This is a genomic window from Candidatus Binatia bacterium, assembly GCA_029243485.1.
Taxonomy (GTDB): domain Bacteria; phylum Desulfobacterota; class Binatia; order UBA12015; family UBA12015; genus VGTG01.
Window position 1 is genome coordinate 132,411 of sequence record JAQWRY010000064.1, and the last position, 24,574, is coordinate 156,984.

Annotated in this window: 24 protein-coding genes; 13 read left to right on the forward strand and 11 right to left on the reverse strand. The window is 65.5% G+C overall.

Features of this window, described 5'->3' with window-relative positions:
- The first annotated feature begins 4 nt into the window (after positions 1-4).
- Genes P8R42_18970 through P8R42_18995 form a run of 6 tightly spaced genes read left to right on the forward strand, consistent with a single transcriptional unit; the run spans position 5 to position 6,432 of the window.
- A complete protein-coding gene (locus P8R42_18970) occupies positions 5-1,720 on the forward strand; it encodes a metallo-mystery pair system four-Cys motif protein (GenBank protein MDG2306690.1) in 1,716 nt (571 codons plus the stop codon).
- A 6-nt stretch (positions 1,721-1,726) separates the two neighbouring features.
- Positions 1,727-2,956, forward strand: coding sequence for a di-heme enzyme (locus P8R42_18975; GenBank protein MDG2306691.1), 1,230 nt, complete (start codon positions 1,727-1,729; stop codon positions 2,954-2,956).
- A 32-nt stretch (positions 2,957-2,988) separates the two neighbouring features.
- Complete coding sequence (locus P8R42_18980) at positions 2,989-4,041, forward strand: hypothetical protein (GenBank protein MDG2306692.1); 1,053 nt, start codon at positions 2,989-2,991, stop codon at positions 4,039-4,041.
- Positions 4,029-4,559, forward strand: a complete 531-nt coding sequence (locus tag P8R42_18985; GenBank protein MDG2306693.1) for a TlpA disulfide reductase family protein — start codon at positions 4,029-4,031, stop codon at positions 4,557-4,559. The genes P8R42_18980 and P8R42_18985 overlap by 13 nt, the downstream gene beginning before the upstream one ends.
- A 5-nt stretch (positions 4,560-4,564) precedes the next feature.
- Positions 4,565-5,893, forward strand: coding sequence for an ATP-binding protein (locus P8R42_18990; GenBank protein MDG2306694.1), 1,329 nt, complete (start codon positions 4,565-4,567; stop codon positions 5,891-5,893).
- Positions 5,890-6,432 carry a response regulator gene (locus P8R42_18995; GenBank protein MDG2306695.1) on the forward strand — a complete coding sequence of 181 codons (543 nt, stop codon included), beginning with the start codon at positions 5,890-5,892 and terminating at the stop codon, positions 6,430-6,432. The genes P8R42_18990 and P8R42_18995 overlap by 4 nt, the downstream gene beginning before the upstream one ends.
- A gap of 131 nt (positions 6,433-6,563) precedes the next feature.
- On the opposite strand, the gene P8R42_19000 is transcribed toward P8R42_18995, so the two are convergent.
- Complete coding sequence (locus P8R42_19000) at positions 6,564-7,451, reverse strand: alpha/beta hydrolase (protein ID MDG2306696.1); 888 nt, start codon at positions 7,449-7,451, stop codon at positions 6,564-6,566.
- Between the two features lie 224 nt (positions 7,452-7,675).
- Between P8R42_19000 and P8R42_19005 the strand changes: the two genes are divergently transcribed.
- Entirely contained in the window at positions 7,676-7,843 is a 168-nt protein-coding gene (locus P8R42_19005) for a hypothetical protein (GenBank protein MDG2306697.1), read from the forward strand.
- Positions 7,844-7,903: 60 nt separating this feature from the next.
- On the opposite strand, the gene P8R42_19010 is transcribed toward P8R42_19005, so the two are convergent.
- Positions 7,904-9,133 carry a CoA transferase gene (locus P8R42_19010; GenBank protein ID MDG2306698.1) on the reverse strand — a complete coding sequence of 410 codons (1,230 nt, stop codon included), beginning with the start codon at positions 9,131-9,133 and terminating at the stop codon, positions 7,904-7,906.
- A gap of 53 nt (positions 9,134-9,186) precedes the next feature.
- On the opposite strand from P8R42_19010, the gene P8R42_19015 reads away from it, so the two are divergent.
- On the forward strand, positions 9,187-10,410 hold the full coding sequence (locus tag P8R42_19015) for an FAD-dependent monooxygenase (protein ID MDG2306699.1): 1,224 nt from the start codon (positions 9,187-9,189) through the stop codon (positions 10,408-10,410).
- A gap of 51 nt (positions 10,411-10,461) precedes the next feature.
- Here the strand turns inward: P8R42_19015 and P8R42_19020 are convergent, their stop codons facing one another.
- The 4 genes from P8R42_19020 to P8R42_19035 form a co-directional block, all read right to left on the reverse strand.
- Positions 10,462-10,980 carry a cyclic nucleotide-binding domain-containing protein gene (locus P8R42_19020; GenBank protein MDG2306700.1) on the reverse strand — a complete coding sequence of 173 codons (519 nt, stop codon included), beginning with the start codon at positions 10,978-10,980 and terminating at the stop codon, positions 10,462-10,464.
- Positions 10,981-11,073: 93 nt separating this feature from the next.
- Positions 11,074-11,226, reverse strand: coding sequence for a hypothetical protein (locus tag P8R42_19025; protein MDG2306701.1), 153 nt, complete (start codon positions 11,224-11,226; stop codon positions 11,074-11,076).
- Between the two features lie 303 nt (positions 11,227-11,529).
- Positions 11,530-11,763: a hypothetical protein gene (locus tag P8R42_19030; protein MDG2306702.1), complete on the reverse strand. Its 234-nt coding sequence runs from the start codon at positions 11,761-11,763 to the stop codon at positions 11,530-11,532.
- A gap of 54 nt (positions 11,764-11,817) precedes the next feature.
- Positions 11,818-13,158: a CHRD domain-containing protein gene (locus P8R42_19035; GenBank protein MDG2306703.1), complete on the reverse strand. Its 1,341-nt coding sequence runs from the start codon at positions 13,156-13,158 to the stop codon at positions 11,818-11,820.
- Between the two features lie 175 nt (positions 13,159-13,333).
- Here P8R42_19035 and P8R42_19040 point away from each other — a divergent pair, with 175 nt between their 5' ends.
- Positions 13,334-14,071, forward strand: coding sequence for an alpha/beta hydrolase (locus P8R42_19040; protein ID MDG2306704.1), 738 nt, complete (start codon positions 13,334-13,336; stop codon positions 14,069-14,071).
- A 4-nt stretch (positions 14,072-14,075) separates the two neighbouring features.
- On the opposite strand, the gene P8R42_19045 is transcribed toward P8R42_19040, so the two are convergent.
- Positions 14,076-14,417, reverse strand: coding sequence for a nitroreductase/quinone reductase family protein (locus P8R42_19045; GenBank protein ID MDG2306705.1), 342 nt, complete (start codon positions 14,415-14,417; stop codon positions 14,076-14,078).
- A gap of 102 nt (positions 14,418-14,519) precedes the next feature.
- On the opposite strand from P8R42_19045, the gene P8R42_19050 reads away from it, so the two are divergent.
- Together P8R42_19050 and P8R42_19055 are read left to right on the forward strand one after the other, a co-directional pair.
- Positions 14,520-14,888: a hypothetical protein gene (locus P8R42_19050; protein ID MDG2306706.1), complete on the forward strand. Its 369-nt coding sequence runs from the start codon at positions 14,520-14,522 to the stop codon at positions 14,886-14,888.
- Positions 14,889-15,091: 203 nt separating this feature from the next.
- Positions 15,092-17,422, forward strand: a complete 2,331-nt coding sequence (locus tag P8R42_19055; GenBank protein ID MDG2306707.1) for an Ig-like domain-containing protein — start codon at positions 15,092-15,094, stop codon at positions 17,420-17,422.
- Between the two features lie 470 nt (positions 17,423-17,892).
- Here P8R42_19055 and P8R42_19060 read toward each other — a convergent pair whose 3' ends face one another.
- On the reverse strand, positions 17,893-18,576 hold the full coding sequence (locus tag P8R42_19060) for a YkgJ family cysteine cluster protein (GenBank protein MDG2306708.1): 684 nt from the start codon (positions 18,574-18,576) through the stop codon (positions 17,893-17,895).
- A gap of 62 nt (positions 18,577-18,638) precedes the next feature.
- On the opposite strand from P8R42_19060, the gene P8R42_19065 reads away from it, so the two are divergent.
- Positions 18,639-19,439 carry an enoyl-CoA hydratase/isomerase family protein gene (locus P8R42_19065; protein MDG2306709.1) on the forward strand — a complete coding sequence of 267 codons (801 nt, stop codon included), beginning with the start codon at positions 18,639-18,641 and terminating at the stop codon, positions 19,437-19,439.
- A gap of 15 nt (positions 19,440-19,454) precedes the next feature.
- Here the strand turns inward: P8R42_19065 and P8R42_19070 are convergent, their stop codons facing one another.
- Positions 19,455-20,720, reverse strand: coding sequence for an amidohydrolase family protein (locus P8R42_19070; protein MDG2306710.1), 1,266 nt, complete (start codon positions 20,718-20,720; stop codon positions 19,455-19,457).
- A 9-nt stretch (positions 20,721-20,729) separates the two neighbouring features.
- Positions 20,730-22,508, reverse strand: coding sequence for an AMP-dependent synthetase/ligase (locus P8R42_19075; GenBank protein ID MDG2306711.1), 1,779 nt, complete (start codon positions 22,506-22,508; stop codon positions 20,730-20,732).
- Between the two features lie 111 nt (positions 22,509-22,619).
- Here P8R42_19075 and P8R42_19080 point away from each other — a divergent pair, with 111 nt between their 5' ends.
- Positions 22,620-23,288 (forward strand): peptidylprolyl isomerase, encoded by a 669-nt coding sequence (locus P8R42_19080; protein ID MDG2306712.1) that lies wholly within the window; start codon positions 22,620-22,622, stop codon positions 23,286-23,288.
- A 66-nt stretch (positions 23,289-23,354) separates the two neighbouring features.
- Here the strand turns inward: P8R42_19080 and P8R42_19085 are convergent, their stop codons facing one another.
- Entirely contained in the window at positions 23,355-24,458 is a 1,104-nt protein-coding gene (locus tag P8R42_19085) for an LLM class flavin-dependent oxidoreductase (protein MDG2306713.1), read from the reverse strand.
- Positions 24,459-24,574 lie beyond the last annotated feature (116 nt).

Here is a 24,574-nt window from a genome sequence, read left to right on the forward strand (position 1 = left end):
CTGGATGGCAACGAGATTCGTAGACAGTGTACGTTCGGCAGCCCGCGCGAGATGGATCGTTTCCCTTGTGGCGGCCGCGTCGATGCTCGTCGTCCCGTCGATGTCACACGGCCAGACCATTGGCACGCCCGACGTCAGCGGTGACCAGCTGATCTTCCTTTACGACGCGCGAACGAATCGCACGGCGTTCCTCACGGTCGCTAATCCGTCGGACGACACGATCTTCCTCGACATCGCCCTCTACGGGCAGGACCTCGCTAGCCAGATCGCCGGGCAGACCGTCTCGCTCGGCCCGGCTTCCAATCTGGTCATCGACCCGACGAGCTTCGGCGGTGGCGGCGCCAACGGTAGTGCGGGACTGGCCGTGATCACGCCGGTCATGAGCATGTCGGACACGACGCCGGTCGTTCCGGGGCAGCCCATCTCCGGCGGTTTCACTCTCGCGAACCTGACGCTGATGGCGGGGTTCGGGCAGAATCCGTTCGCGCGGCTGGCGATGGACGGCAATAGCCCGGCGTCGCCGGGGACGGCCGTCGACGGGAACAATGCGGTTTACCAGCGCTTCGATCCCGGCATCCTCATGATCCCGGTGTACTTCAATCCGGCGGATCTCGGGCGGCCCGAGGACGACGGCAATCGTGTCCTTCTCGCCGCGTTCGCCGACGACTACGACGGTGGGTACAGACTCTTGCCCGTCAGCACGGATGCGGTCGGCAGCTTCTTCAACGCGACCGGGCTTCGGATCGCCCAGAACACCGTCGGTGTGAACGGCGTGCTCCTGAGTGATCTGCAGTCGATGGCCGGCGAATCGAACCTCGACGGATCGAGCGGCAAAGCCTTCTTCGAGATCGATGCGAAGGGCGGCAATGTGTTAGGCCTCTTCAGCCAGTCGATTTCGACGTTTGCTGCGGGGCAGCGGATGCCGTCGGTTGCGATGGTGCCGAACGGTACGGCCGCACCGGTGCCCGTGACTCTGAACTTCGACGCCCGCGTAAACGGCGAGGAGTTCGCCTGTAACCGCACCTTCACCAACATCGGATCGACCAACGCGACGGTCGAGCCGACGGATTGCCGCATGTACATCGAGAACGTCCGCCTCGTGAACGACGAGGGGGGTGAGGTTCCGGTGACGCTCGATCAGGATGGCGCTTGGCAGCGGCAGGACGTGGCTCTCCTCGACTTCGAGAACGGGACCGGCCTGTGCGGGCAGCGCGGGACCGCCGAGACCAACACGAATATCCGCGGGATGGTCCCAGGGGACACGTATACCCGCATCCGCTTCGAGATGGGTGTCCCTGAGAACATGAACCACGCCGACTCGGCGACGGCGCTGGCACCGCTCAACAAGACCGCGCTCTTCTGGAGTTGGAACGCCGGGTACAAGTTCATTCGGTACGACAACATCGTGGAGAGCAACGGGAATGAGTTCCGCGTGCACATCGGCGCCACGGCCTGTCAGGGTGACGGCCGCGGCAATGCGACGTGTGGGAACTCGAATCGCATCGATGTGGACCTCCCGTTCGACCCGTCGAGCGACACGGTTTTGATCGACCTCGCTTCCTTCTTGGTCGGAACGAACGTCGAGGCGAACACGGCGGAGACTCCCCCGGGCTGCATGTCCGCGCCGGATGATCCCGAATGTGTTGGTGTTTTCGCCCGCGCGGGCCTTCCGTACGGCGGGAATCCCGGTGGCTCGCAACAGATCTTCACCGTAGAATAGGGACTCATGCAGGCGAAGAGGACATTTTTCGCTCTGATCGCTGTAACCGCCTTGGCCGCGTGCGGCAGTGGCGGATCGGACTCTCGGTCGGCAATGGGGCCGGTCGACCCGGGCCCGGGCGAACCGACCGATCCCGTCGACCCGCCGCCTTCGGCCCCGGGTGAGACGACCGACTACGTCTGGGATCTTCCGCCGGGCTTTCCCGAGCCGCTCGTCCCCGAAGACAACCCTATGACGGTGGAGGGGGTCGAACTCGGCCGCCACCTGTTCTACGAGCGTCGACTTTCCGAGAACGGCACGCAGTCCTGCGGGGACTGTCACGAGCAGGCACTCGCGTTCTCCGATGGGCGCGCACGATCCATCGGCTCGACGGGCGAGGAGACGCCGCGCAACTCTCCGAGCCTCACGAACGTTACGTACAATCCCACGCTCACGTGGATGAACCCGCTTCTGAACCTTTTGGAAGACCAGGTCCTCGGACCGTTGTTCGATGAGGACCCGGTCGAGTTGGGTTTCTCCGGTCGCGAAGACGAACTGCTTGCGCGTCTGCGCGGCGAGGCCCTGTACCAGGTCCTGTTCGGCGACGCGTTCCCGAATGACGATGATCCGGTCTCGCTCGGGAACACTACCAAGGCGATCGCCTCCTTCGAGCGAACGCTCCTCTCCGGCAACTCGCCCTTCGACAAGTTCGTGTACCAGGGCGACGACGACGCCATGTCGGAAGCGGCGCGTCGCGGATTCGATCTCTTCGATTCGGAGACCCTCGAGTGCAACCACTGTCACGGTGGATTGAACTTCGCGAGTTCCCTCGCGCACGCCGGGAACCCGGTTGACGCGGCGCCGTTCGAGAACACCGGCCTCTACAACCTCCGCGAAGATGGCGAGTATCCGTACCCGAATAGCGGCTTGTTCGAGTTCACGCAGAGCGTGCGTGATCACGGCCGGATGAAGCCCCCGACGCTTCGCAACATCGAGGTGACCGGACCCTACATGCACGATGGCAGCATCGAGACGCTCGAGGACGTCATGCGCCACTACGAGCGCGGTGGTCGTCTGATCTCCGAGGGTCCCCTCGCGGGCGATGGTCGGATCAATCCGAACAAGAGCGACTTCCTGACCGGCTTCCCGCTCACCAATGGGCAGCGGGCCGACGTCATCGAGTTCTTCAAGAGCCTGACGGACCACGAGTTCCTGAACGATCCCCGGTTCTCGAATCCTTTCCCGGACCAAGAGTAGCGCCCCCGTCCAGCTTCGAGGCCTTGTAGACGATGTCCCTCCGCAGAGCGCGCGCGGCCATGGCACTCGCTGTGACCTTTGTACTCGGCGTCGGTGTCCCGGCGGCCGAGGCGTGCGACATCTGTGCGATCTATACGTCGGTGGATCTCGGGCCGAGCCGCAGTGGGTTCCGTCTCGGACTCGCCCAACAGTACACGCGGTTCGGTACGCGGATGGAGGACTCGGTCGAGGTCGAGAACCCCGGTGAGAAGATGCAGAGCTCGATTACTCAGATCCTGCTCGGGTACAACTTCGGTCCGGAGTGGGGACTGCAGGTGAACCTGCCGATCATCTACCGGCCGTACACGCGCCTAGAGAGCGACGAGTTGGTTTCGGGTTCCGAATCTGGGCTCGGCGATCTCGCGCTGCTCGGTCGCTACACGCCGTTTCGTGCAGTGAGCGAACGCGGGCTGTTCCGCCTCTCACTCTTCGGCGGACTGAAGTTCCCGACCGGGAACTCGGCTCCACTCGCGGAGGAATCCGAGCCACCGGCCGAGGGCACCTTCACGCTGAACAATGCCATTGTCGAGCGCTACGGTGTCGGCGCGGTGTCGAGTCTCGGTTCGGTGGCACACGGGGATGTCGGCCACGGCGCCGCGAGCGCGATCCATGGGCATGATCTGGCCCTCGGAACCGGGTCCTACGATGGGATCGTGGGCGGACAGCTCTTCATGAGCTGGGATCGGTTCTTCTGGACCACGTCGGCGCAGTACACCATTCGGACCGAAGGCTCGTTCGACTACAGGTTCGCCAACGATCTCACGTTCAACGCGGGTCCGGGCTATTACGCTTATCTCGACCACGGCTGGTCCGTCGGACTGCAGGGAATGGTTTCCGGCGAGACGAAGGGTCAGGACGAGCTCGCCGGCGAGAGCCTGGGCGATACGGCCGCGACGTACCTCTTCGCCGGACCCGCGTTGCGCGTGGCGTTCGGTGCGAATTTCTCGGCCGCGGTCATGGGCGACATTCCCTTCGTTCGAAACGAGACCTCGCTCCAGATCGTCCCTGACTACCGCATCCGCGGGGCGTTGATGTGGCGTTTCTGAGGGGCGCGCTCGCCGCGTTCGCATTGCTCGTCGGCCTCGCTTCGAGTGCGCCGGCGGTGTCCGAGGGGGATCCGGCGCCCACGGTGAAGCTGACGGCGCTCGACGGTGTGCCGATGGATCTCGCCGAGTTCCGAGGGAAGGTCGTGGTCCTGGATTTCTGGGCCACCTGGTGTGCGCCGTGCGTCGATCAGTTGACGGGTCTCCAGCGGGTCTCGAGCGATGGGGCCTTGGGCGACTTCGTCGTCGTGGCCGCGAGCATCGACGACGACGTGGACGCACCAAAGGCGTTTCTCGTCGAGAAGTTTCCGAAGGCGAAGTTCCGGGTCGCGCATGATCCGGGCGGCGATGCCCTCGCGTCGTTCGGTGCGGACGGTATCCCGGCGCTCTACGTATTGGATCGAGCTGGCGTCGTCCGTCACACCCACTTCGGCCCGGGTGGGGACGATGATCTCGAGAAGACGCTTTCGGCACTCCTCGCGGCGCCCCCTTCCGCGCCCGCCCGGGGGCCCGTAGACTGATCTCCGTGGAACCCTGGGGCGTCGGCGCACCCGGCGAGGCTCATCCCCTCGCCGACGAGCGCAATCGGATCAACCTCTCGTGGCTCTTGCTGTTGCGCTGGGGCGCCGGGGCGGGGCAGAGCCTCACGGTCTTGATCGTGTGGGGATGGCTGGGCATCGAGCTCCCGCTGGGCCCGCTCTTCTGCCTGATCGCGATCGGGGCAGGGTCGAACCTGGCGGCGACGTTGTGGCTGGGGCGCGCGGAGTCGATTCCCGAGGCTGCGCCGGCGGCCGTGATGTTGATCGACGTCGCCGTGTTGACCGGTCTCTTGTGGGTGACCGGTGGGCCATCGAATCCGTTCAGCACCCTGTACCTCGTGAACATCGCGCTCGCGGCGGCCGTTCTCCGGCCGCGGTGGACGTGGGGCTTGGTGGTGCTCTCGATCGGATGCTTCGGGCTCCTCTTTCGGGTCTCGGGCTCGGAGCACGATGCGATGTCGCACATGGCCCATGGTGGTCTCGGTCTGCACTTCGAGGGAATGTTCGTTGCGTTCGCCGTGAGCGCGGTTTTCATCGCGTACTTCGTTCAGCGGGTGACCGGAGAACTCGCGCGCAGAGAGGGAGAGCTCGCCGACGCCCGGAACGCCCGGACGCGCGCGGAGCGGCTCGCGTCGCTGGGCACGCTCGCCGCCGGAGCGGCGCACGAGCTCTCGACGCCACTCTCGACCATTGCGGTCGTGGCCCGTGAGCTCGAGCGAAAGCTCGGGGTGACGGTGGGGCAGGACGAAGCGGCGGAAGATGCGCGCCTGGTCCGCGAGCAGGTCGACCGGTGTCGTCACATTCTCGATCAGATGTCGGCGGATGCCGGAGAGGTTCGTGGTGACACGTTCGTCGCGGTCGGACTTGCTGAGCTGGTGTCGGAGTCGACCGATGGACTCCGCGAGGTGGATCGCCTCGACGTCCTCGTCGAGGAACTCGACCCGGAGCGTTCGCTGTACGTACCGAAGAGGGCCGTCGTGCAAGCGCTTCGCGCGGTCACGAAGAACGCGCTGGAGGCCTCGTCCAAGGATACGTCGGTCGAGATCCGCGCCGGCCTGGAGGGAGCGGAGTGGCGCATCCAAGTCCGTGACCGCGGGCCGGGGATGTCGGACGATGTTCTCGCTCGCGTCGGCGAGCCGTTCTTCACGACGAAGGGGCCGGGCCGCGGCATGGGTTTGGGCGTCTTCCTCGCGCAAACGGTTCTTTCCGGCCTCGGCGGAGGTCTCGAAATGAAATCGTGGCCGGGCGTCGGGACGACAGCGGAGCTTCGCCTGCCGGTTACGCCGCCGGGTGAAACGGATGGAGCCGCAGCGTGAGTGCCGTAAGCGTTCTGGTGGTCGATGACGACCGCGTCCTGCGTGAGCGCCTTGCGCGGGCTTTGCGCGACCGCGGCTTCGACGTCGTCGCGGCCGGCGACGCGGAGGAGGCCTTGGCCGTAGTCGACTCGACGGGTGTCCCTGATCGCGCCGTCGTGGACCTCCGCATGCCCGGCCGCTCAGGCCTCGAACTCGTCCGCGACCTACGCGACCGCGCTCCCGACGCCCGGATCGTCGTCCTCACCGGCTACGGCAGCATCGCGAGCGCGGTCGAGGCCATGCGCCTCGGGGCCACCAACTACCTCTCCAAACCGGCGGACGCGGACGATGTCGTCGCCGCCTTCGACGCCCCGGACACCCCCACCGACGACCCGGTCGAATCCGGCCTCGAGGCCCCGTCTCTGGCCCGCGCGGAGTGGGAACACATCAACCGTGTCCTCACCGACTGCGACGGAAACGTTTCAGAGGCGGCGCGTCGATTGGGGCTGCACCGCAGGTCACTGCAACGGAAGCTGGCGAAGATGCCTCCGAAGACGTGAGACAGGCGGAGTTGGTTGTCCCCTGGCTGGGGATCGGCAGGGGCGTTCTTTAATCTCGGCGGGGCGCCGTCGTGGTCCCGGAAGAACGCAAGACCAGGATCGCCGCCGGACGCCTTGGCAAGCCGGACCTCTCACTCACACCTCCGCAACCAATCCACCAACATCGGGTTGAACGCTTCGGGTTTTTCCTGGTGCACGAAGTGTCCGGCCCCTTCGAACCGCTCCGTCCGCACCCCCTTGGGGTACTGCGCCGGGTCGATGTAGTCGAACAGCCGCGTATCCATGCAACCGTCGTCGGCGCCGGTCACCGTGAGCGTTGGAACATGCGTCGGTGCGCGTGTCAGCTCCCGTGTTCGTTTCGAGTCCTCTAGGAACGGATGCATCATCGCGCGGTAGTAGGCGAGGGCGGACCAGGCGACGCCGGGCTGCCGGAACGTCTGTTTCAGGCGCTCCATTTCGTCGGGTTCCCAATCCCAACCGGGGGACCAGTCGCGCCAGAGGCGTTCGATGAATGCGAAATCGTTTCGCGCGACGATGGTGTCAGCGATGCCGCGGAGTTGGAAGAAGAGGATGTACCAGGAGTTGCGGAGCTGGATCGGGTGGTGGCGAATGCCGTCTTCGACGGATTGGAAGTTCGCGATCGCGATGGAGGTGAACGACCGAAACAGGGTCGGCTCGACGAGGCAGGCGAGGGCGCCGGCGATCGCGCCCCAGTCGTGGCCCACGAGATGGATCGGTTCTCCCCCGCCCAGAGTGCGTGCCCATTGGACCACGTCGCTCGCGAGCCGCATGGGGTGGTGGGCGGCCACATCCCGGCCCGGTTGGGAGGACGGTTCGTAGCCCCGCATCATGGGGGCGAAGGCGCGGTAGCCGGCGTTCGCGAGGGCCGGGAGTTGATGGCGGAACGACTCGTAGTGGTCCGGGAAGCCGTGGAGGCAGAGCACGGGTGCACCGTCTCCCGCCGTGAGACACCGAAAGCGCAACTCGTTTGCTTCGAGAGTGATGGTTTCGAACGCCATGGCCCATGGGAATGCCGGATCCTCGACCGAATCGCCACCAATTGTACGCCTCACACACATTGTCCAGGCCATGGCCCAGCATCGATCACGCGCTGCATATCGTCATCCAGAAGGTGGCCGGGGAACTACGCGGAGCCGACGTCGTCGAGGCGTAGAAGGGGCTGTATCTGGATTCGGAACACGATCCGTCACTTCCGGTCCTCTGGGATGCGCGGGACGGAACCGTGAGCGGGATGCCCATCGAGGAGATGCGGACGGCCGCGGGGGATTCCGAGGCCTTCTGGGAGCGAATGCGAACTGGCCGCACCGCGATCCGGGTCGGATCGGAAGCCGACTTCGCCATGGGCCGGATGTACCAGCAACTCGCGGACCGGACGCCGCGCGCTCTTTAGGTCTTTTGCGATTACGACGAAGCGATCGCCTGGCTGCAAGCGCCGCGCGACGCCTGACCGTCAGCTTCGCCGGATGGCCTTCGCCGCCTCGGCGGCCCGGATCTCCTCTTCGGTGGCACCCGATTCACGCAAGACCGCATCGGTGGCTTGTCCGAGGGACTGGGCTGCATGCCGCGCTTGCGGTGCCTCGCCGTCGAACACGATCGGCGCACCGACGGCGCGGAACGTCGTGCCGTCGTCGCGGTCGATATTCAGGATGTAGCCGTTCGCGCGGACCTGTGGGTCGTCCGGAATGTCAATCGGGCTCTGATTCAGACCCCAGATGCAGTCCGTGCCGGTGAGACGCTCGACCCACTCCGCGCGGGGGCGCTCCTTGAATCGTCGCTGAATCTCGCCGACGAGCTCCGCGAGGTTCTCGGCGCGCTTCTCAGGGGAAGCGAACCTCGCGTCGTCGAGGAGATCTTCGTAGCCGGCGGCCCGTGCGAAGATCGGGAAGAACCGTGGTTCGTCCTGCCACATCATCAACGTCACGTACTTCTCGTCTGCGGTGAGGTAGGTCGTCGCGACGGCCGAACGCGGCATGCCGCCGGCCTCCATCTTTGGGAGGTCGCGGCCGTATTGCATCGCGGCGTTGATGTCGGGCGACATCATCCATGTCGCGACGCCGAGTAGAGAAACGTCGACCACGCTCGCGTGTCCCGTGCGCTCGCGCTTGTACAGCGCACCCGCGATGCCACCGGCCAGTGTGAGGCCGCTCGTGAAATCGCCGGTCGCCGGTCGCTGGCCGATGAGGTGCTGGCCCGGCGGGGTGAGACGTTCCTGGACGGAGCCGCGCGCCCAGAACGAGACGGCGTCGAAGCCCCCGGCGTCCGCCTCGTCGCCCTTCGCTCCCTGGCCATGGCCGCGCGCGTAGATGATCTTCGGGTTTACCCGTCGAATGTCGTCGACGTCGATGCCCAGTCGCTGCCGGCTCCCCGGCAGCAGGTTCGTCAGGAAGACGTCGGCCTTTGCGGCGACCTGGAGCAGCAGGGCGTGCCCCTCGGGCTTCGTGACGTCGATCGCGATGCACTGCTTACTGCGGAACAACGATTCCGTCATGAAACTCGGCACGTCCGGGTCGGTTCCGGGGATCACGCCCCACCCGACCAGTTGACGCGTCGGGTCCCCACGCTCGGGGTGTTCGACCTTCACGACGTCGGCCCCCCAGTCGGCGAGGGCGGTGCCGGCGGACGGCACGAAGCCGTGTTCCGCTACTTCCAGCACGCGAACTCCTTCGAGGATATCTAGCATGCTGGACGCCTATCCGATGGCGACCGTTGAGCGAAATGGGATAGAGCGGAAACATGCCGAGGGTTCTGATCGCCGGTGCGGGCCCGGGAGGGGCCGCGCTGGCTTTCCTGCTGTCGCGCCGTGGGATCGACGTGACTCTCCTGGAGCGCCACACCGATTTTGCACGCGAGTTTCGCGGCGAGCTGCTGCTCCCTGGCGGCCTCGAGATCCTGCAGCAGATGGGACTGTGGGACTCCTATGAGGCGGTTCCGCAGGTAGAGCTCCGTTCGATCGCGGCCTTCGTGAACGGTCGGCAGCGGGTTCGAGTCGAGTTCGATCCTTCCGTCATGGGCGACATCGCCCCGCGGTGGATTTCGCAGGCGCACTTTCTCGAGATGTTAGTCGCCAAAGCCGCGGCGCATCCGTCCTTCTCTCTAGAGCGCGGGATGACCGTGCGAGATCTTCTGCGCGAGGATGGTCGCGTCGTCGGACTTCGCTGTGTCGGGCCGGACGGCGAGCACGACATTCGCGCGGACCTCGTCATCGGTGCCGACGGGCGCTCGTCTGTCGTGCGTCGGCGCGCGGGGCTAACGGTGCACGAAGACCCGGCGCCGATGGACATCGTGTGGTTCAAGGTTCCTCGTCCCGCGTTCCTGGAGAACGATCCGCACTTGCGCGCCTACGTCGGGGACGGGCACCTCCTGCTCGCCGCACCGGTGAATGAAGACCGGCTGCAGATCGCGTGGATCATTCCGAAGGGCGGTTTCGGCGGTGTACGGGGTCGCGGGATGGAAGCCTGCGTGGATGCGATGGCCAGGCACGTGTCGCCCGACCTCTCCGATCATCTCAAGAAGACCGGCGCGGGTGCGATGGAGCCGTTTCTCTTGAGCACGGTCTCGGACTGCGCCTCCGAATGGACTCGTCCGGGTATGATGGTGATCGGCGATGCCGCGCACACGATGAGCCCCGTAGGGGGGCAGGGTCTGAACCACGCCCTTCGCGATGCTGCGGTGGCCGCGAATCACCTCGTCCCCGTCCTTACGAGCGCAGGGCCGCTCGACGGGGGCGCGGTCGACGCCGCAACCTTCGCGGCCGAGCAGGAACGGACGCCGGAGATTTCCACGATCCAGCGCCTCCAGGCGCTGCCCCCGAGGATCCTCTTCAGTCAACGCAGCGCAGCGGGGATCGTGATGGGGATCGGCGCCTTCTTCGTGAACCACGGATGGACGCCGCCGCTGGCCGGGAGGATCATGCGTCAGTTCTTCTTCGGGGTCGACGAAGTCCGACTCCGCGTCTGAGGTTGCTCACGCCCGCGTGCTCGTCTCCGACAGTCGGGAGGCCAGGACGCGCTAGAGATTCAACAGGACCTTCGCCGCGACGGTCGGCTCGCGATTGAGAAAGGCGCGCAGGAAGCCCGCGGACAGCACCACGACCCCGCACGGCGTCCGCGCGATCACATTCGCGGTACGCCGGCCCTCGGTCAGAAAGCCGATCTTGCCGAAAGGGTCGCCCGAACCGAGAAACGAGAGGGCATGCTCGGGGGCTTCGTCCCCTAGGACCTCGCACGCGCCGTTCGAGACGACGAACAGGGTCTCCCCGAGCTCTCCTTGTCGGACGATGTGGCCGCCCGGCTGTGCTTCGACGACCGTGGTCTTCGCGAGGAAGCGCTCAGATTCTCCCTTGTCGAGTCCGTGAAGAAGACCGACCGAATGCAGTGGGTCGCTTGCGATTCGCTCGCCGAGAAGTTCCAAAAAGACGCCCTCGGGAAGAAGTTGGGCGCTGTCGAAGGAGTCTGCGCGCGGGTACGTCCTGTCGAACCATGCGCGCGCTTGGGTGTCGTCCGGGCCGTTCTTCGCGACGCGCGCCAATAGCGACCGTACATGTTGGAGCCTCTGTGGGTCTCCAAGTAGCATGAGGATCGGGACCTTGAGGCCGTAAGAGCCGTGGTTGAACGCGCTTTCCTAGCGGCGGAACCCGAGGTGCTCGTCGAACGGGAGGAGATGCGGGCTGCAGTCCCCGTAGTTCAGCCGGATGCCGTGCTCGTGCGCCGCCTCGAAGGCGGTCTTCATGAGTCGAAGGATCGCGGTGCCGTGACGGAGCTTCGGATCCAGCATGAAGCCCCCCGTCGCGCAGGCCTCGTTTGGGGAGAAGGACGCTCAGGCGCATGAAGCGGTTTCTCCTCCGAGTTCACGGAACATTCGCAAGTAGAGCCCGGCGACGACTTCGCCTGCCTGCGACGAACCGAATGGCCTTTGCGTCATCGCCGAGTCTTTCGGCGAGTTTCTGAACCGCAGTCTTGCCGAGGTCGTCGCGCACATGCTTCCGAAGGGCTGCGAGGTTCTCCATGCCGACCCCTACCGCCGCCGCCGGGGAGCGGTCCATCACCTGATCATGTTACTCCTGCGGTTCCGCGTCGGTCACTCCGGTCCGCGGAGCCGGCGGGCCGGACGGTCGGACTCTTCGTAGGCCTTGGGCTTGCGGGCCTCGAGGTAGATCCGGATCTCCGCCGGGCCGAGCCGCCAACTCTTGTGGACCGGCGCGTCGGCCTCGAAACCGCGCTGCCGGCGGGCGGCCTTCCCGAATCCCCACCAGATGAACTCCCACCTCTGCTCCGAGACGGCGTCGGCAGGGCGATACGGGGATCGGGGCATGGGAGGAATCTACCGACCGCGCCGGTTCAGAGCCACAAGGGTTCTGTGAGCGCCTCAGCTGCAGCTGGCGTTGGAGGTGGCGTCGTCGAAGACGTCGCAATCGATTGCGAGGTCTTCACTCGCGGTGTTGATCGCCTTGCAGGTCGCACATCGCGACGCGGCGAGCACACAGCCGTGCAGGACCTCACCGTCACTCGTGCCGCAGGCAGGAAACGCCGAGAGGATGTCGACGCCGCCGTCAACGCAGGGCTTGGCGATCGCCTTGCGGATCGGGTCGATCTTGCCCGCGGCCGTATCGCACTTCTTGGCGATCTTTCCGTTGGGGTCGTCGCCCGCGCAGAGCGCCTGGTCGGTCGGGTCGTCGAACGGGACGTCCGCGCCAGCCGGGCCTGCGGTCCCCTTGAAGCCGAGAGTCGAGCAACGCCGGAACTCCTTCAGCATCGCCGATTCGCAATTCTGAGCCTTCCGGATCACGAGCTGCTGGCACTTCGCTGCGTCGCGATCGGCCGACTCGAGGATGATGCCCAGGTCGAGATCCGGTCCGAACATCGCATGCGTGAGGTCGAGGTCGCGCTGCTCGGCGGCCTCCTGTAGTTCGGTAGGCTGGCCGGTGCCGAAGGTGGGGAAGCGAAGATAGCCCACGCCGTCGAAACCGGAGCAGGCTCCGTCCCACGCCTTGTTGGTGCTGACGACGGCGGCGGTCGTCTTCGGGTCCTCGGTGGCGACACAGGTTTCGATCGGCCCGGGTAGAAGTCCCTTCGCGATCAGACGCACGCAGTTGTACACGCGTCGCCCGACCGACTTCGAGAGCTTCTCGAACTGCTTCTGGAGCTTCTGTGTGCACTTTGTGTGGTCGCCCGTCACAGGAACGTTCTCGGTGACGAGGACTAAATTCGCTCGGATCTCACCCGTCGGCCAGATGTCGCTGTGGATGTTCACGTAGCCGAGCTCATCCACCATGGCCTGCAGGTTGATCGGTGCGACGAGCCCCGGCGTGCCCGGAACGATAGAGGTGAGTAGAACCGTGTCGGAGTAGGAGTCGGTCGTGCGGTTTACGCCGGCGATGACGACGTCGGACGCGTCGTTGAAGACGTTCCAGAGGTGCGGCATCACGCTCTGCGAGGGGGTCGCCGGTCCATGCACGTGGATGGCGGAAAGCTGGCCTTCGAGGGCGGTCCAGTCCACCGTGTACGAGATGAGGCCTGTCGTGTGGTCGTAGGAAATGTTCGCGTGCCCGGTGGCGGCGCTCTCGGTCGAGCCGTCCCCGACGCCGGAGTTGTTCACCTGATCCTCGCTGGCGTCCATGTCCCAGACATAGGTCTCTGCCCCGGAAGTAGCGGGCAGGAGCAGGAGCCCACAGAGGGCGGCAAGCAAGGGCAATCGAACGCGGGACATGGGTGGAAATCTCCTCAGACGGTTGCCTTATTGTGCCGCAGTGGCGGGATGACTGGCAACAGAAGATCTGCCTTCCGGTGAATGTTCGTTCGGGATTTTACGCAGCGAAAACGGACTCCCCCTCGCACAGGGGGCCGAGCGTGAGATCCCCCGGTGGGGTCGCTATCAAGGGCCCGTGACCACAACGGCAAAGCTTTTCCATACAGACGAGGGGCAGGGCGCTCCCGTCCTGTTCCTCCACGGCCTCGCCGGAGATCACGGCGTCTTCGAGCGCCAGACGCTCGACATCTCTCAAGGTTGGCGGACCCTGCGGGTCGATGCCCGCGGGCACGGCCAATCGGAGGTGCCCCCCGGGCCCTGGACGATCGCCGACTTCGCAGGCGACTTCGTCGGTCTGCTCGACGAACTCGGACTCGACTCGGCCCATGTCGTCGGGCACTCCGCCGGCGGCGTGTTCGCGATGAGCATGGCGCTCGATCATCCCACGCGGGTGAAGAGCCTCTTCCTCGTCGGGACGTCGGCCGAGCTCAAGCCGGAGATCGCTGAGAAGAGCTACCTCCGCTGGGCGAGCCTCGCGCAGAAGAGTGGGCTCGAGGCGGCGCTCGAGGACGCCCGACTTCCGATCCCCGCCGGGATTCGCCCGGAGCACGGCGATGGGTTCGCGCAGAGCTGTCGTGCGGTCAGCCAGATGGTGGGCGAGCCCCTCGCGCCGCGCCTCGGTGAGATCCGCTGTCCGACGGCGTTCGTGGTGGGGGAGAAGGATCCTTTCGGCCCCGGAGGATCGGTGAAAGCGAGTCGCGCCGTTCCGGGTGCGGAACTACAGATCATCGAGGGCCAGGGGCACTACCCCTTCCGCCGCGAAGTTGAGGACTTCAACCGTCGGCTGCGGACGTTCCTCGAAGCGGTGTCTTAGCAGGCTAGCCTTCCGGAACGAGTCGGAAGCAGCAGGGCGGCTTGCCGCGGGCCATGAAGTTGATGATCCGTGCGCCGACCGGGTGCGCGGACAGAATCGCACGATTGAAACGCTCGAGCTCTGCGTCCGTTCCAACCGTGCCCCGGTAGGCGACCGCACCGTCGCCGAAATCGAGTTCGGCGCGTCCGGTTGCCTGGACGTTCCGGACCCAGTTTCGCGCCGTGTCGCGCGTCCCGATCCAGACGTCTCCGTCGAGGTCGACGAACCAGACGGTGAGTTTGAAGGGCTTGCCGCTCTTGCGACCGAAGTGCGTGAGCTCGACGCTCGATTTCTTTTTCGTGGCCATGGTCTGCCGGCAGTATCTCCTGCCCCGGGATAGGCCTCAAGGAGTCGGCCGCGCAGCCTCGTTGGTCTGGAGAGGTCGTCGGGGATGGGATATGGGCTGCGCATGCCGAATAGCTTGCGGATCGTGGTCGGAGTCCTGGGAGGCTTCTTTTTTCTGAGTGGATTGAACTGGATCATCGATCCGGCCGCCGCGGCGCAAGGGCTGGGAGTGGCGCTTCCCGAAGGGCTCGCTCGCAGCACGCTAATCGGGGACCTCGGATCTTTCTTCCTCACGGCGGGCACTCTCATACTGCTCGGGGCGATAACGGCCCAGGCCCATTGGCTGCAGGCCGCAGCGCTCCTCTTCGGGGGCGCGGCGATCATGAGGATGCTCGCCTGGGCGATGCACGGCGCCGACTTCGCGGTAGTCTTCATCGTGAGCGAGATCGTCTCGACGGCGCTGCTGCTATTCGCAGCATCTCGGGCGACCTGACCGCGCGCCTCTTGCACGGCTGCGGTCGTCTTGCGCGGCCGCACGCCGAAAGCCTCCGATTACCCTTTAGGTTCGGCGGCCTCGCGGCACTGCTCTTGCTATAAGGTTCACTCGGCGGCAGGAGGATCTTTACAATTAGGCAAGGAGGCACGAGAGCGCGGCTGCGTCCTGGAAGTCGTGCGTGGGCGAGTCGGCTCGCCCCGATGATCGGGGTGGCGGTGGCTCTCTGTGCGCTGGCGGCCCCCGGGCTGCTCCAGGCCGCCACGCTGAGTTCCCTGCGGCTGGACCGGAGCGACCAGACCGTCGCGCCGGCGCGAACGATCCGGATCGCAGCGGTCGCCACGATGGCCGACGGGACCGTCTCGGACGTCACGGCCGATGCGACCTGGAAGACCGACGACGCCGACCTCGCGCGCTTCATTTCGGGTGATCCGGGGGCGCTGCGTACGCGTCGGCCCGGGGTGGTGCAGATCACCGCCTCCGTTCTCGGGAAGACGGCCTCGGCGGTGATCACGATCGACCCGGGCGACGTCGTCGAGTTGATCACGCGGCCCGGCACGAAACGGGTCGAGATCGACCGTCCGATGGCGTTCACGGCACGGCTCGTTCACGAGAGCGGCTACCAGCGCGATGTGACCGACGAGGCCCGTTGGACCACGAGGAACCCTGACGTCGCGGGCGTGAAGAACGGAGGCACTCCGGGGCGGGTCCTTCCGCGATCGCTGGGCACCACGTTCATCCGTGTGCGCCATCCCCCAACGGGTCTCAAGAATACCGACGGGAAGACGCAGGTCTTGCCGGCGATCGGGAGGGTGCGGTTCCAAGAGAAGTCGATCGTGCTCGGTCGCGGGATGACGACCGATCTACGCGTGCTCGGCCAGCACGGGGACCTCGACGTTCGCACAGGCCTGACCGAGGATCTGGAGTTCTCGACCGACGGCGGCGAGATGATCGACCTCGTGGCCACCGGTAAGGATGCCGGGCAGGTCACGGCGCTGAAAGACGGCATCACCACCGTTCGCGTGTACGACCGTGCGCGCAAGATCGGGACTCCGAAGAGCCGCGCCGTCGTCATCGTCGTGGCTGGTGTCCTCGAAGAGCTCGAGATTCTTCCGAATCCGCTCAAGGTGAACGCGGCTGATGTGCGCAACGCGTCGGTCTTCGGTCTGCTCACGTCGGGGCTCCGAACGGGCAATCTCCGAAAGCTCGTCGAGTGGTTCGTCGAGGACCCGGAACTCGCGAGCGTCGGCAAGAGCGGGAATGATGTCGGTACCGTCAAGGGGAAAGAGGCCGGGACCACCACGCTCTTGGCGCGCTACGACGAGTTCGATGTGGTCTCGACCGCGATCGACAATCTCGTGGTCCGCGGACGTGTCGAGAGCGTCACCCTCGAGCCGACGGAGGCCACTATCGGCCTCGAACTCGAGTACCTCCTCCGCGCGTATGGGAATCGCGACGATTCGACGCGCAGCAACATCTCGGGGAGTGTGAACTGGTCGACGGACCCCGACGGCGTGGTCTCGATCGATGACGCCGGGCGAATGACCGGCCTCGTGAACGGCGTCACGACCGTTACTGCGACCGATCCGAAGACTGGGCTCGGGGCTTCGGCCGAAGTCACGGTCGCCGGCCGTTTGACATCCCTCACGGTTCCGACCGTCCGAGTCGACGAAGGCGACGAGAAGAAGGCGAAGGCTTACGGCAATCTCTCGAGCGGTCTTCAGACGAGCGATCTCCGCTTGGTCGTCGATTGGTCGGTGAAGAATGCGATGGTCGCGCAGGTTGGCAACGGAGGGCCGGCGGTGGCGGGAGAGCGACGGTTGGACTCCGGTGAAGTGTTCGGTCGGGAGATCGGCACGACGCGCCTCACGGCAGTGGAACCGATCACCGGCCTCGGATCGAAGCAGGCCGGAAACCTCGTCGTGCGCCGCGCCGAAGACCCGCCGAGCCCGAACGCGAATCCGGCCCCGATCGAACCGCCGTCCGTTCGCGATCTTTCGGTGGTCGTCGAGCCGGGCAATGATGGCGAGGTCGCGACCGGCGTGACGGAGACGTACAAGGCCCGCTCCCTGCGCAGCGATGGCTCCAAGAAGAACATCAGCGACAAGTGCGATTGGCGTATCGATGATACGTCGATCGCGACAGTGGACAACGTGCTTCCGAAGAAGGGTGGAGTCACCGGTGTTCGTCTGGGAAGCACGACCGTGCACATCGACTGCAATGGTCTTACGGCCTCGGGTCTGGTGGAGGTCGTCGGGGACGTCATCGGGGTTACGATCCAGCCTGATGGGTTCACCGGGGCCGTCGGTGAGACGAAGCAACTCCGCGCCCGTGTGAACTTCTCCGGCGGTGGTTTTGACGACGTGACGCGCGAGGTGGATTGGTCTTCGACGAACCCGGATGTCGCGACTGTCGAGAACGACAACGAGGTCTTGAAGGGCCGCGTCACGTTCCACGAACTCGGGGAAGCTTTGATTTTCGCCGTCGACGCGACCGGTCATGTCGGCACGAGTACCGCCACCGTCGACAAGTGATGTGGGTGCCTGCTTGACGGTGGGCGCTTCCTCGGGTCCGCTCCCAGGAGCCCTCTCCTCATGAACCTGGGACCTCTGATGCCTCGACGGGACGGGCCAGCACTAGGTGCGGTTCTTCGACGACGGCGTCCAGTTTGCCGAGGCGACGGGTTTCGTTCGCACGGCCGATCGCACCGCTCGACGGCTACCCACTCCCGGCACACCCGCCACGACCTCGCACCTCCCCGCTGAGTCGTGCGCGGCTACAGACGCCCCGTCTTTCTCGCGCCACCAGCATCTGAACGCCGACCCCGCGCCCCCTCAAACCTGATGCACGAGAACACCTCGCGCCCCTTCGGTACCCCTCCGAACCCGGCGCTGTCACTTTCAAGACGAGCCGCCGCCCTCGAGCATCGAGTTCCCGGCGAACAGGCCTGAAGCCCGGCCCCCTGAGAGAGATCAGATCCCGATGGTTCGAAGAGCCAAAGCCCCTAGGCCGAGACTGAGCGCCCAAGCCCCCGCGCCAGAGCCACGATCAGGTCGTCGCAGCCGTCGTCCTCGCCTGCAGTGCCGAGCGCCATCCGAACACCTACCGCGGCGCTCCGTGCAATCACCTGCGGAACCACGAACGCCGAGATCTCACCGCCCGGCACGCACTGACTCGCATCATCGCTGAAGCAGCCTCGGCACGCGAGCGGGCGCACTTCATACGCGCGACATGTGCCCGCGTCGACGTCCAGGATGGGGCAAGCGAGAACCCCACGCGGCGCCGCTCCGGTCACGCGCGGCAAACCCTCGTCGACACGACGCGCGACGTCGTCCCGGACGTCGGCGGGTTGGGATTGGAGCCAATCCAGCAGAGAAGCGACATCAGCGGCGGTCGCGGACACGGGGATGTGACAGCACGCGGAGCAGCCGGCAGCGCACGCGGGTCCCTGGCCGGCCTCTTCGTCCTCTTCTATCTCTTCGTCGATTGACGCCGTGGCGAGGAGCTGCGCCGTCTCTGACACCGCGAGAGGTACGGAACGGTCCGTCCCCCGAGCGACGACTTCCGACATGGACTGCACCTGCTCCGCGAGGTCGGTGGCGGCCTCGAAGTCCTCCTCGTCGAGGTCGAAGTCTTCGAGCTCGGCCTGGAGCATCGCGCGCATTCGCTCTTCGGGATCTTGGCTCACGTCCTCACACTGGCATCTGGCGCTCCCAACTGCGATCCCCATTCAACCCCGGAGGAACAGTTATGGCCGAAACCTACGACGTCGGAACCAAGTTTCTGCGCTTCGAGCGCGAAGGGCACATCGCCTGGTGCACGATCGACCGGCCGAAGTCTCGCAATGCGCTGACGTCGGCGATGTACTACGGAGTGAAGAAGGCGGTTCATCTGGTGAACTCCTTCGAGGAGCCGACGGCACTGATCTTTACCGGCGTCGACGATGTCTTCGCGCCGGGAGGTGAGCTCCGGGGCAACACCGAGGACGCGAACCCCGCGCTCGACTACGTCGTGTCGGGCGACGTGACGCCGTTCGAAGAAGTCCGTCACAGCTTCGCTCCGGTCGTCGCCGCGGTGAACGGGATCTGCCAGGGCGGCGGACTTTTGATCGCTATGCTTGCGGACGTCGCTGTGTGCAGCGAGCGAGCCACCTTCCGAGCCCCGGAGTTGCTGCGGGGCATCGCCGATACCGGGTATGCGGCGTACCTTCCGCCGCACATCGGAGTCGCGGCGGCGCGCGACATGCTTCTGACCGGTCGCAAGGTCACTGCCGACGAGGCGTTGAAGATGGGTCTGATCACCCGTGTCGTTCCGCACGACGATTTGAAGACGGAGGCCGTTGCGGTCGCTGAATCGATCCTCAAGACCGCGCCCGAGGCCCGCATGCACGTGAAGCGCATCGTCAACGACAACTACGGCCACCCGGATCGCATGTCGATGTACTGGTCGATCTTCCGCGGGGGCGAAGCTCGTGAGGGGATGAAGGCGTTCGCCGAGAAGCGCTCTCCGGCGTGGATGCCGAAGGGCATCGATACCGGAAAGCGTCTCTAGTTCTGGGGTTCTCGCTTAGCCGAGCGGGCCGTTCGCGGCTTCCCACTCGGCCTTGTACTCAGCTTTGCTGCGCGTGGAGAGGTCCACGTCGGCGGCGCGTGTCTGCAGCGCGCCGACAGTGGCCGCGGCCTTGGGTGTGTGCGCGAACGGGTCGAAGCGCAGCCAACGCATCGCGTTCTCGTAGGTAATCTTGTTGATCTCGGCGTCGTTGCACTTCGCTTCGACGATGCACTCCCACAGTTCGTCGGACGATCCGGGGAACGTGCAGTCGGAGTGGGGGTAGTCGACCTCGTACGCGATGTTGTCGATCCCGATGCGGTCGCGCAGCAGAAGGCCGGAGGGGTCCGAGATGAAGCACGCGAGGAACTGGTCGCGGAAGACCTCGGTCGGCGTGCGACCGCCGAGATCGGGGTTCGACCAGCGCTGTACGTGGTAGTGGCGCTCCATCCGGTCGAGGAAGCCGGGGATCCACGAGGTGCCGCCTTCGGAGAGTGCGATCTTGAGCGTTGGGTTGTCGCGCACGACGTGGCTCCACATCAGGTTCGCCGCGCAGGGCAGCGAGTTCCAGGTGGGCATCGTGTAGCGCACGTGGACCGGCTCGGTCTCTCTGCCGGGGAATCCCTGTGCGGCGGAGCCGATGTGGATCGTCACGACGACGCCCTCCTCCGCGCAGGCACGGAAGAAGGAATCATAGAATCCCGAGTGAATGCTCGGCAGCCCGAAGGCCTCGGGGTCTTCGGTGAACGTGATCGCCGTTGCGCCCTTCTTGGCGACGCGACGGACCTCGTCCGCCGCGACCTCGCCGTCCCAGATCGGCGAGATGGGATTCGGGATGAAGCGGCCGGGGTGCGCGGCGCACCACTCGTCGATGTGCCAGTCGTTGTAGGCTTGCAAGCACGCGAGCCCGAGGGCCCGGTCCTCCGACTTGGAGAAGAAACCGCCGGCCATGCCGGGGAACGACGGGAAGCACATCGACGCGAGGACTCCGTTGGCGTCCATGTCGCGCACGCGGTGGTCGACGTTGTAGCAACCGGGCCGGATCTCGGACTGGGTGCCGGGATCGAAGCCCCACTCCTCGTTGGGCAGAGTCACGACAGCGTTGATGAAGGACTGGAACGAGGCGCCGTACTCCCACGTCCACGCCTCGGCCTTTCGTTCCTTGTCGTAAGCGAGGCGGGGCGCCCGGCCGACCCACTTCTTGGCGAGGTGACGGTCGAAGAGATCGCGCGGTTCGATGATGTGGTCGTCCACGCTGACGAGGATCATTTCTTCTTTTTTCACCGGTCCGTCCTATTCTTCGTACATGGCATCGATCTGGGTCGCGTACTTGGCGGCGATTGGTTTGCGTTTGAGTTTCATGGTGGGCGTCAGTTCGTCCCCGCCGGGGAGCCAGTCCTCCGGCAGGATCGTGAACTTCTTGACCTGTTCGACGCGCGATAGCCTTTGGTTTCCCGCCTCTACGCCTTCGCTCACGGCGGCATGGACGCGAGGCTCGCTGGCGAGTTCGTCGGCGCTCTTGTGGCCGAGGCCCTGTTCTCCGGCCCAGGCCGCGGCGAAGTCCGGATCGAGTACGAGCAGCGCGGTGTTGTAGCGTCGCCCGTCGCCGATCACGTAGGCCTGGCCGATGAGGGAGCACGCGCCTTTCAGAGCGGCTTCGATGTTGGCTGGCGACATGTTCTTGCCGGCTGCGTTGATGATGAGTTCTTTCTTGCGGTCGACGATCTTCAAGTACCCGTCGTCGTCGAATTCGCCGACGTCGCCGGTGGCGAGCCAGCCGTCGCCATCGATCGTTTCGGCCGTCTTGTCGGGGAGATTGCGGTACCCCTGCATGATGTTCGCGCCCCGGATGAGCACCTCCCGGTCGCCCGCGAGCTTGATCTCGACCCCCGGAGCGGGCTTGCCGACGGTGCCGATTCGGACGGTCCCGGGTTTGCTGAGCGTGCCGATGGCCGTCGTCTCCGACATGCCCCAGCCCTCCGCGAGCTCGATGCCGATGGCGTGGAAGAACTCGAGTACCTCGCGCGGAGTCGGCGCGGCACCGACCGATGCGAACGCGAGCTTGTCGAATCCGAGTGCCGTGCGGAGAGGGCTGAACACGTTCGTTTCGAACTCGGCGACCTTGCCGGCGAGGGCCTCGGGGACCGACTGGCTCGCCTGTTCGAGTCGGAGCTTTTCTACAGAGGCGGCGAGCGCGGTCTCCATCGCTCGACGCTCGTCCGCGGGGCCCGAGGACAGGCGCGCGTCGAAGCCGGCTTTGATTTTTTCCCAGATGCGCGGCACCGCGAAGAAGAAGTCGGGCCGCACGTCGGGGAGCGCCGCCGCGATCTGCCGAGGGTCGGGGATCGTCGTGATCGTCGAGCGGCAGAGGATCGGGATGTAGTAGTTGAGTGCGCGCTCGGCGATGTGCGCCGTCGGGAGCCACGAGAGCACGCGACCGTTCGCCGGGAGTGGGACGGTCGCATTGAGCATCCCAGCGACGGCTTCGAGGTTGGCGTGCGTGAGTTGAACGCCCTTGGGCGGTCCGGTCGTGCCGGATGTGTAGATCAACGTGAGGAGATCGCTCGGTGCGACATTTTTCGTCGCTGCCTCGCCGTCGAAGCCTACTCCCGACGCCTCGACCTCGGCGAACGAGAGTGCGCCTTCCGCCTCTCCGTCGAGCACGATGAGATGCTCGAGCGCGGGGAGATCCGCGCGGGCGGTGAGGAAGCTTTCGAGGAAGGGACCTTCGACGATCGCGATGCGCGCTCCGGAGTCCCCGACGACGTAGGTGATCTGCTCGGCCGAGAGCGTTTGGTAGATCGAGAACGGAACCGCGCCGAGGGTGACGGCGGCGAGGTCTGCGATGTGGAACTCGGGACGGTTCGACGTCATGAGGGCGATTGTGCTGCCCTTCTCGAGACCCAGCTTCGCGAGGCCGCCGGCCAGCGCGTCCGCCCGGGCTGCGAGCCCGCGGTAGGTGAGGGAGACGGCCCCGTCGAGCGTCTTGACCGCGACAGCCTCAGGGGAGTCAGCCACCGCATCGCGGAAGCCTCGGGCGAAGGTCGGGGACTCGATCATTCCGAGGGGCATGGGCTGGATATGGAGCATCCTCGCGCTGTGCGCAACGGGCCGGTCGGCGCCGGGAGTCGGGGTCGCCTGGCCGGACTGGACCCGCCCGCCGTGCACCGATAGGTAGGCTGGATGATGATTAGAATACTCGCATCCGTCCTTGCGATCAGCCTGCTCGCCGCGCCTGCGTCACGAGCTGAGGAGAAGAAACCGGTGAGTCAGAACGACCCCATCGCTCAGATCGACGCGTTCATCGCGGAGCAGAAAATCGACAAGAGCGGCAACTGGAAGACCAGCTTGCCGAAGCCGCCCGTCGCCTCGTTCGACCCGTCGAAGACCTACTACTGGGTCATCGACACGAACATTGGTGGCCCGATCAAGATCAAGTTGCTCCCGGAGACCGCTCCGATGCACGTCACGAGCACGATCTACCTGACCAAACTCGGCTTCTACGACGACCTTGCGTTCCACCGCGTGATCGACGGCTTCATGGCGCAGGGCGGCGACCCGCGCGGCAACGGAACCGGTGGCCCGGGCTACCAGTACGATGGTGAGTACGACCCGAGCGTGAAGCACGACAAGCCGGGTCTTCTCAGTATGGCGAACGCCGGTCCGGGAACCGACGGGAGCCAGTTCTTCCTCACATTCGTCCCGACGCCGCACCTCAACGGCAAGCACTCCATCTTCGGTGAAGTCACCGAGGGCATGGACGTCGTGAAGCAGCTTGAGGACAACGGAAGCCGCAGCGGCCAGACCAAGAAGCCGCTGTCGATGACCAAGGCAACGATCGAAGTTCAGTAATCCACACGACCCGATGCCGCCGACCCCGCTTGAAGCGTGGGCCGGCGGCATCCCTGGTCGTCCGCTTTAGCTCACATTCGGGATGACGTACTTCCCGATGAGCTCGATCGTTTGCATGACCTTCTCGTGCGGGACCTTGTACGGGTTCACGAGACACAGAAGGAGATCGACGCCGGCACCGGCGTAGTCCCGGCAGGACTCGAGGCACTCCTCGGGGGTGCCGACGACACAGGCTCCGGCCTCGGTCAGGTAGTCCATCGTGATGAGGTCGAGCGAGCCCTCATCCGAGTGCTTCTTCATGTCGGCCGCGTAGCTGTAGGTGCCGAGCTCGCGGTTCTCCTCGGCCATCCACTCGGCGACTTCGGCGATCTGTTTCGCACCGAAGCTCGGGTACCACTCGAAGGACTCCTTCGCGGCTTCGAGAGCCTCCTCGCGGGTGGGGGCGCAGCACATCATCGTGAAGGTTGCGGCCTCGTCGTGGATCTCGGCCCCGATTGGCTTCTCGCACTTCGCGATCGACGCGCGGTACAGGTCGATCTTGCGCTTCACCTCGGACGGCGGCGTTCCGACCGCGAACGAGCAGAGTCCGAGCCCGAGCTGACCCATGAGTTCGTGGCCCTCGTCGCTCGTAGTGGCACCCCACAGGGGCGGGTGAGGGCGCTGGCGAGGCTTGGGGAGCACGCGCCGCTTCGGCATCGACCAGTGCTTGCCCTCGAACTCGTACTCGTCGTTCGTCCAGCAGCCGACGATGTGGCCGAGCGCCTCTTGCCACATCTCTCGGGTTTCGCGCGGATCGACCCCGAAACCTTCGAGTTCTTTGCGCGTGGCGGAGCGCCCCGTCGCGAAGTCGACCCGCCCGTTGCTGATGAGGTCGAGCACCGCTGCGGACTCTGCGGACCGGACCGGGTGATTGTATGGTTTGGGCAGGAGCCGCACGCCGTAGCCCAGCCGCATGTTCTTGGTCCGACTCGCGAGCGCCCCGTAGAGCACCTCGGGGTTCGAGCAGTGTGAGAATTCCTCCAGGAAGTGATGCTCGACGGTCCAGAAGGCGTGAAAGCCCATTTGGTCGCCGAAGATCCCCTGCTCGAGGGTCTCCTGGTAGATGCGGTATTCCTTGTCCTCGTCCCAGGGGCGCGCGACCGGGATCTCGTAGAACAGTGCGAATTTCATGGTTACGAGCAAAACATCGCTGGCGTCCCAACGCCAAGGCAGGGTGGCTTTGAGACATCCGTGAACGGCCGTTTCGCAAGACTGTGAGGCTCGCGCAGCGACCTCTCGTCTCGTAA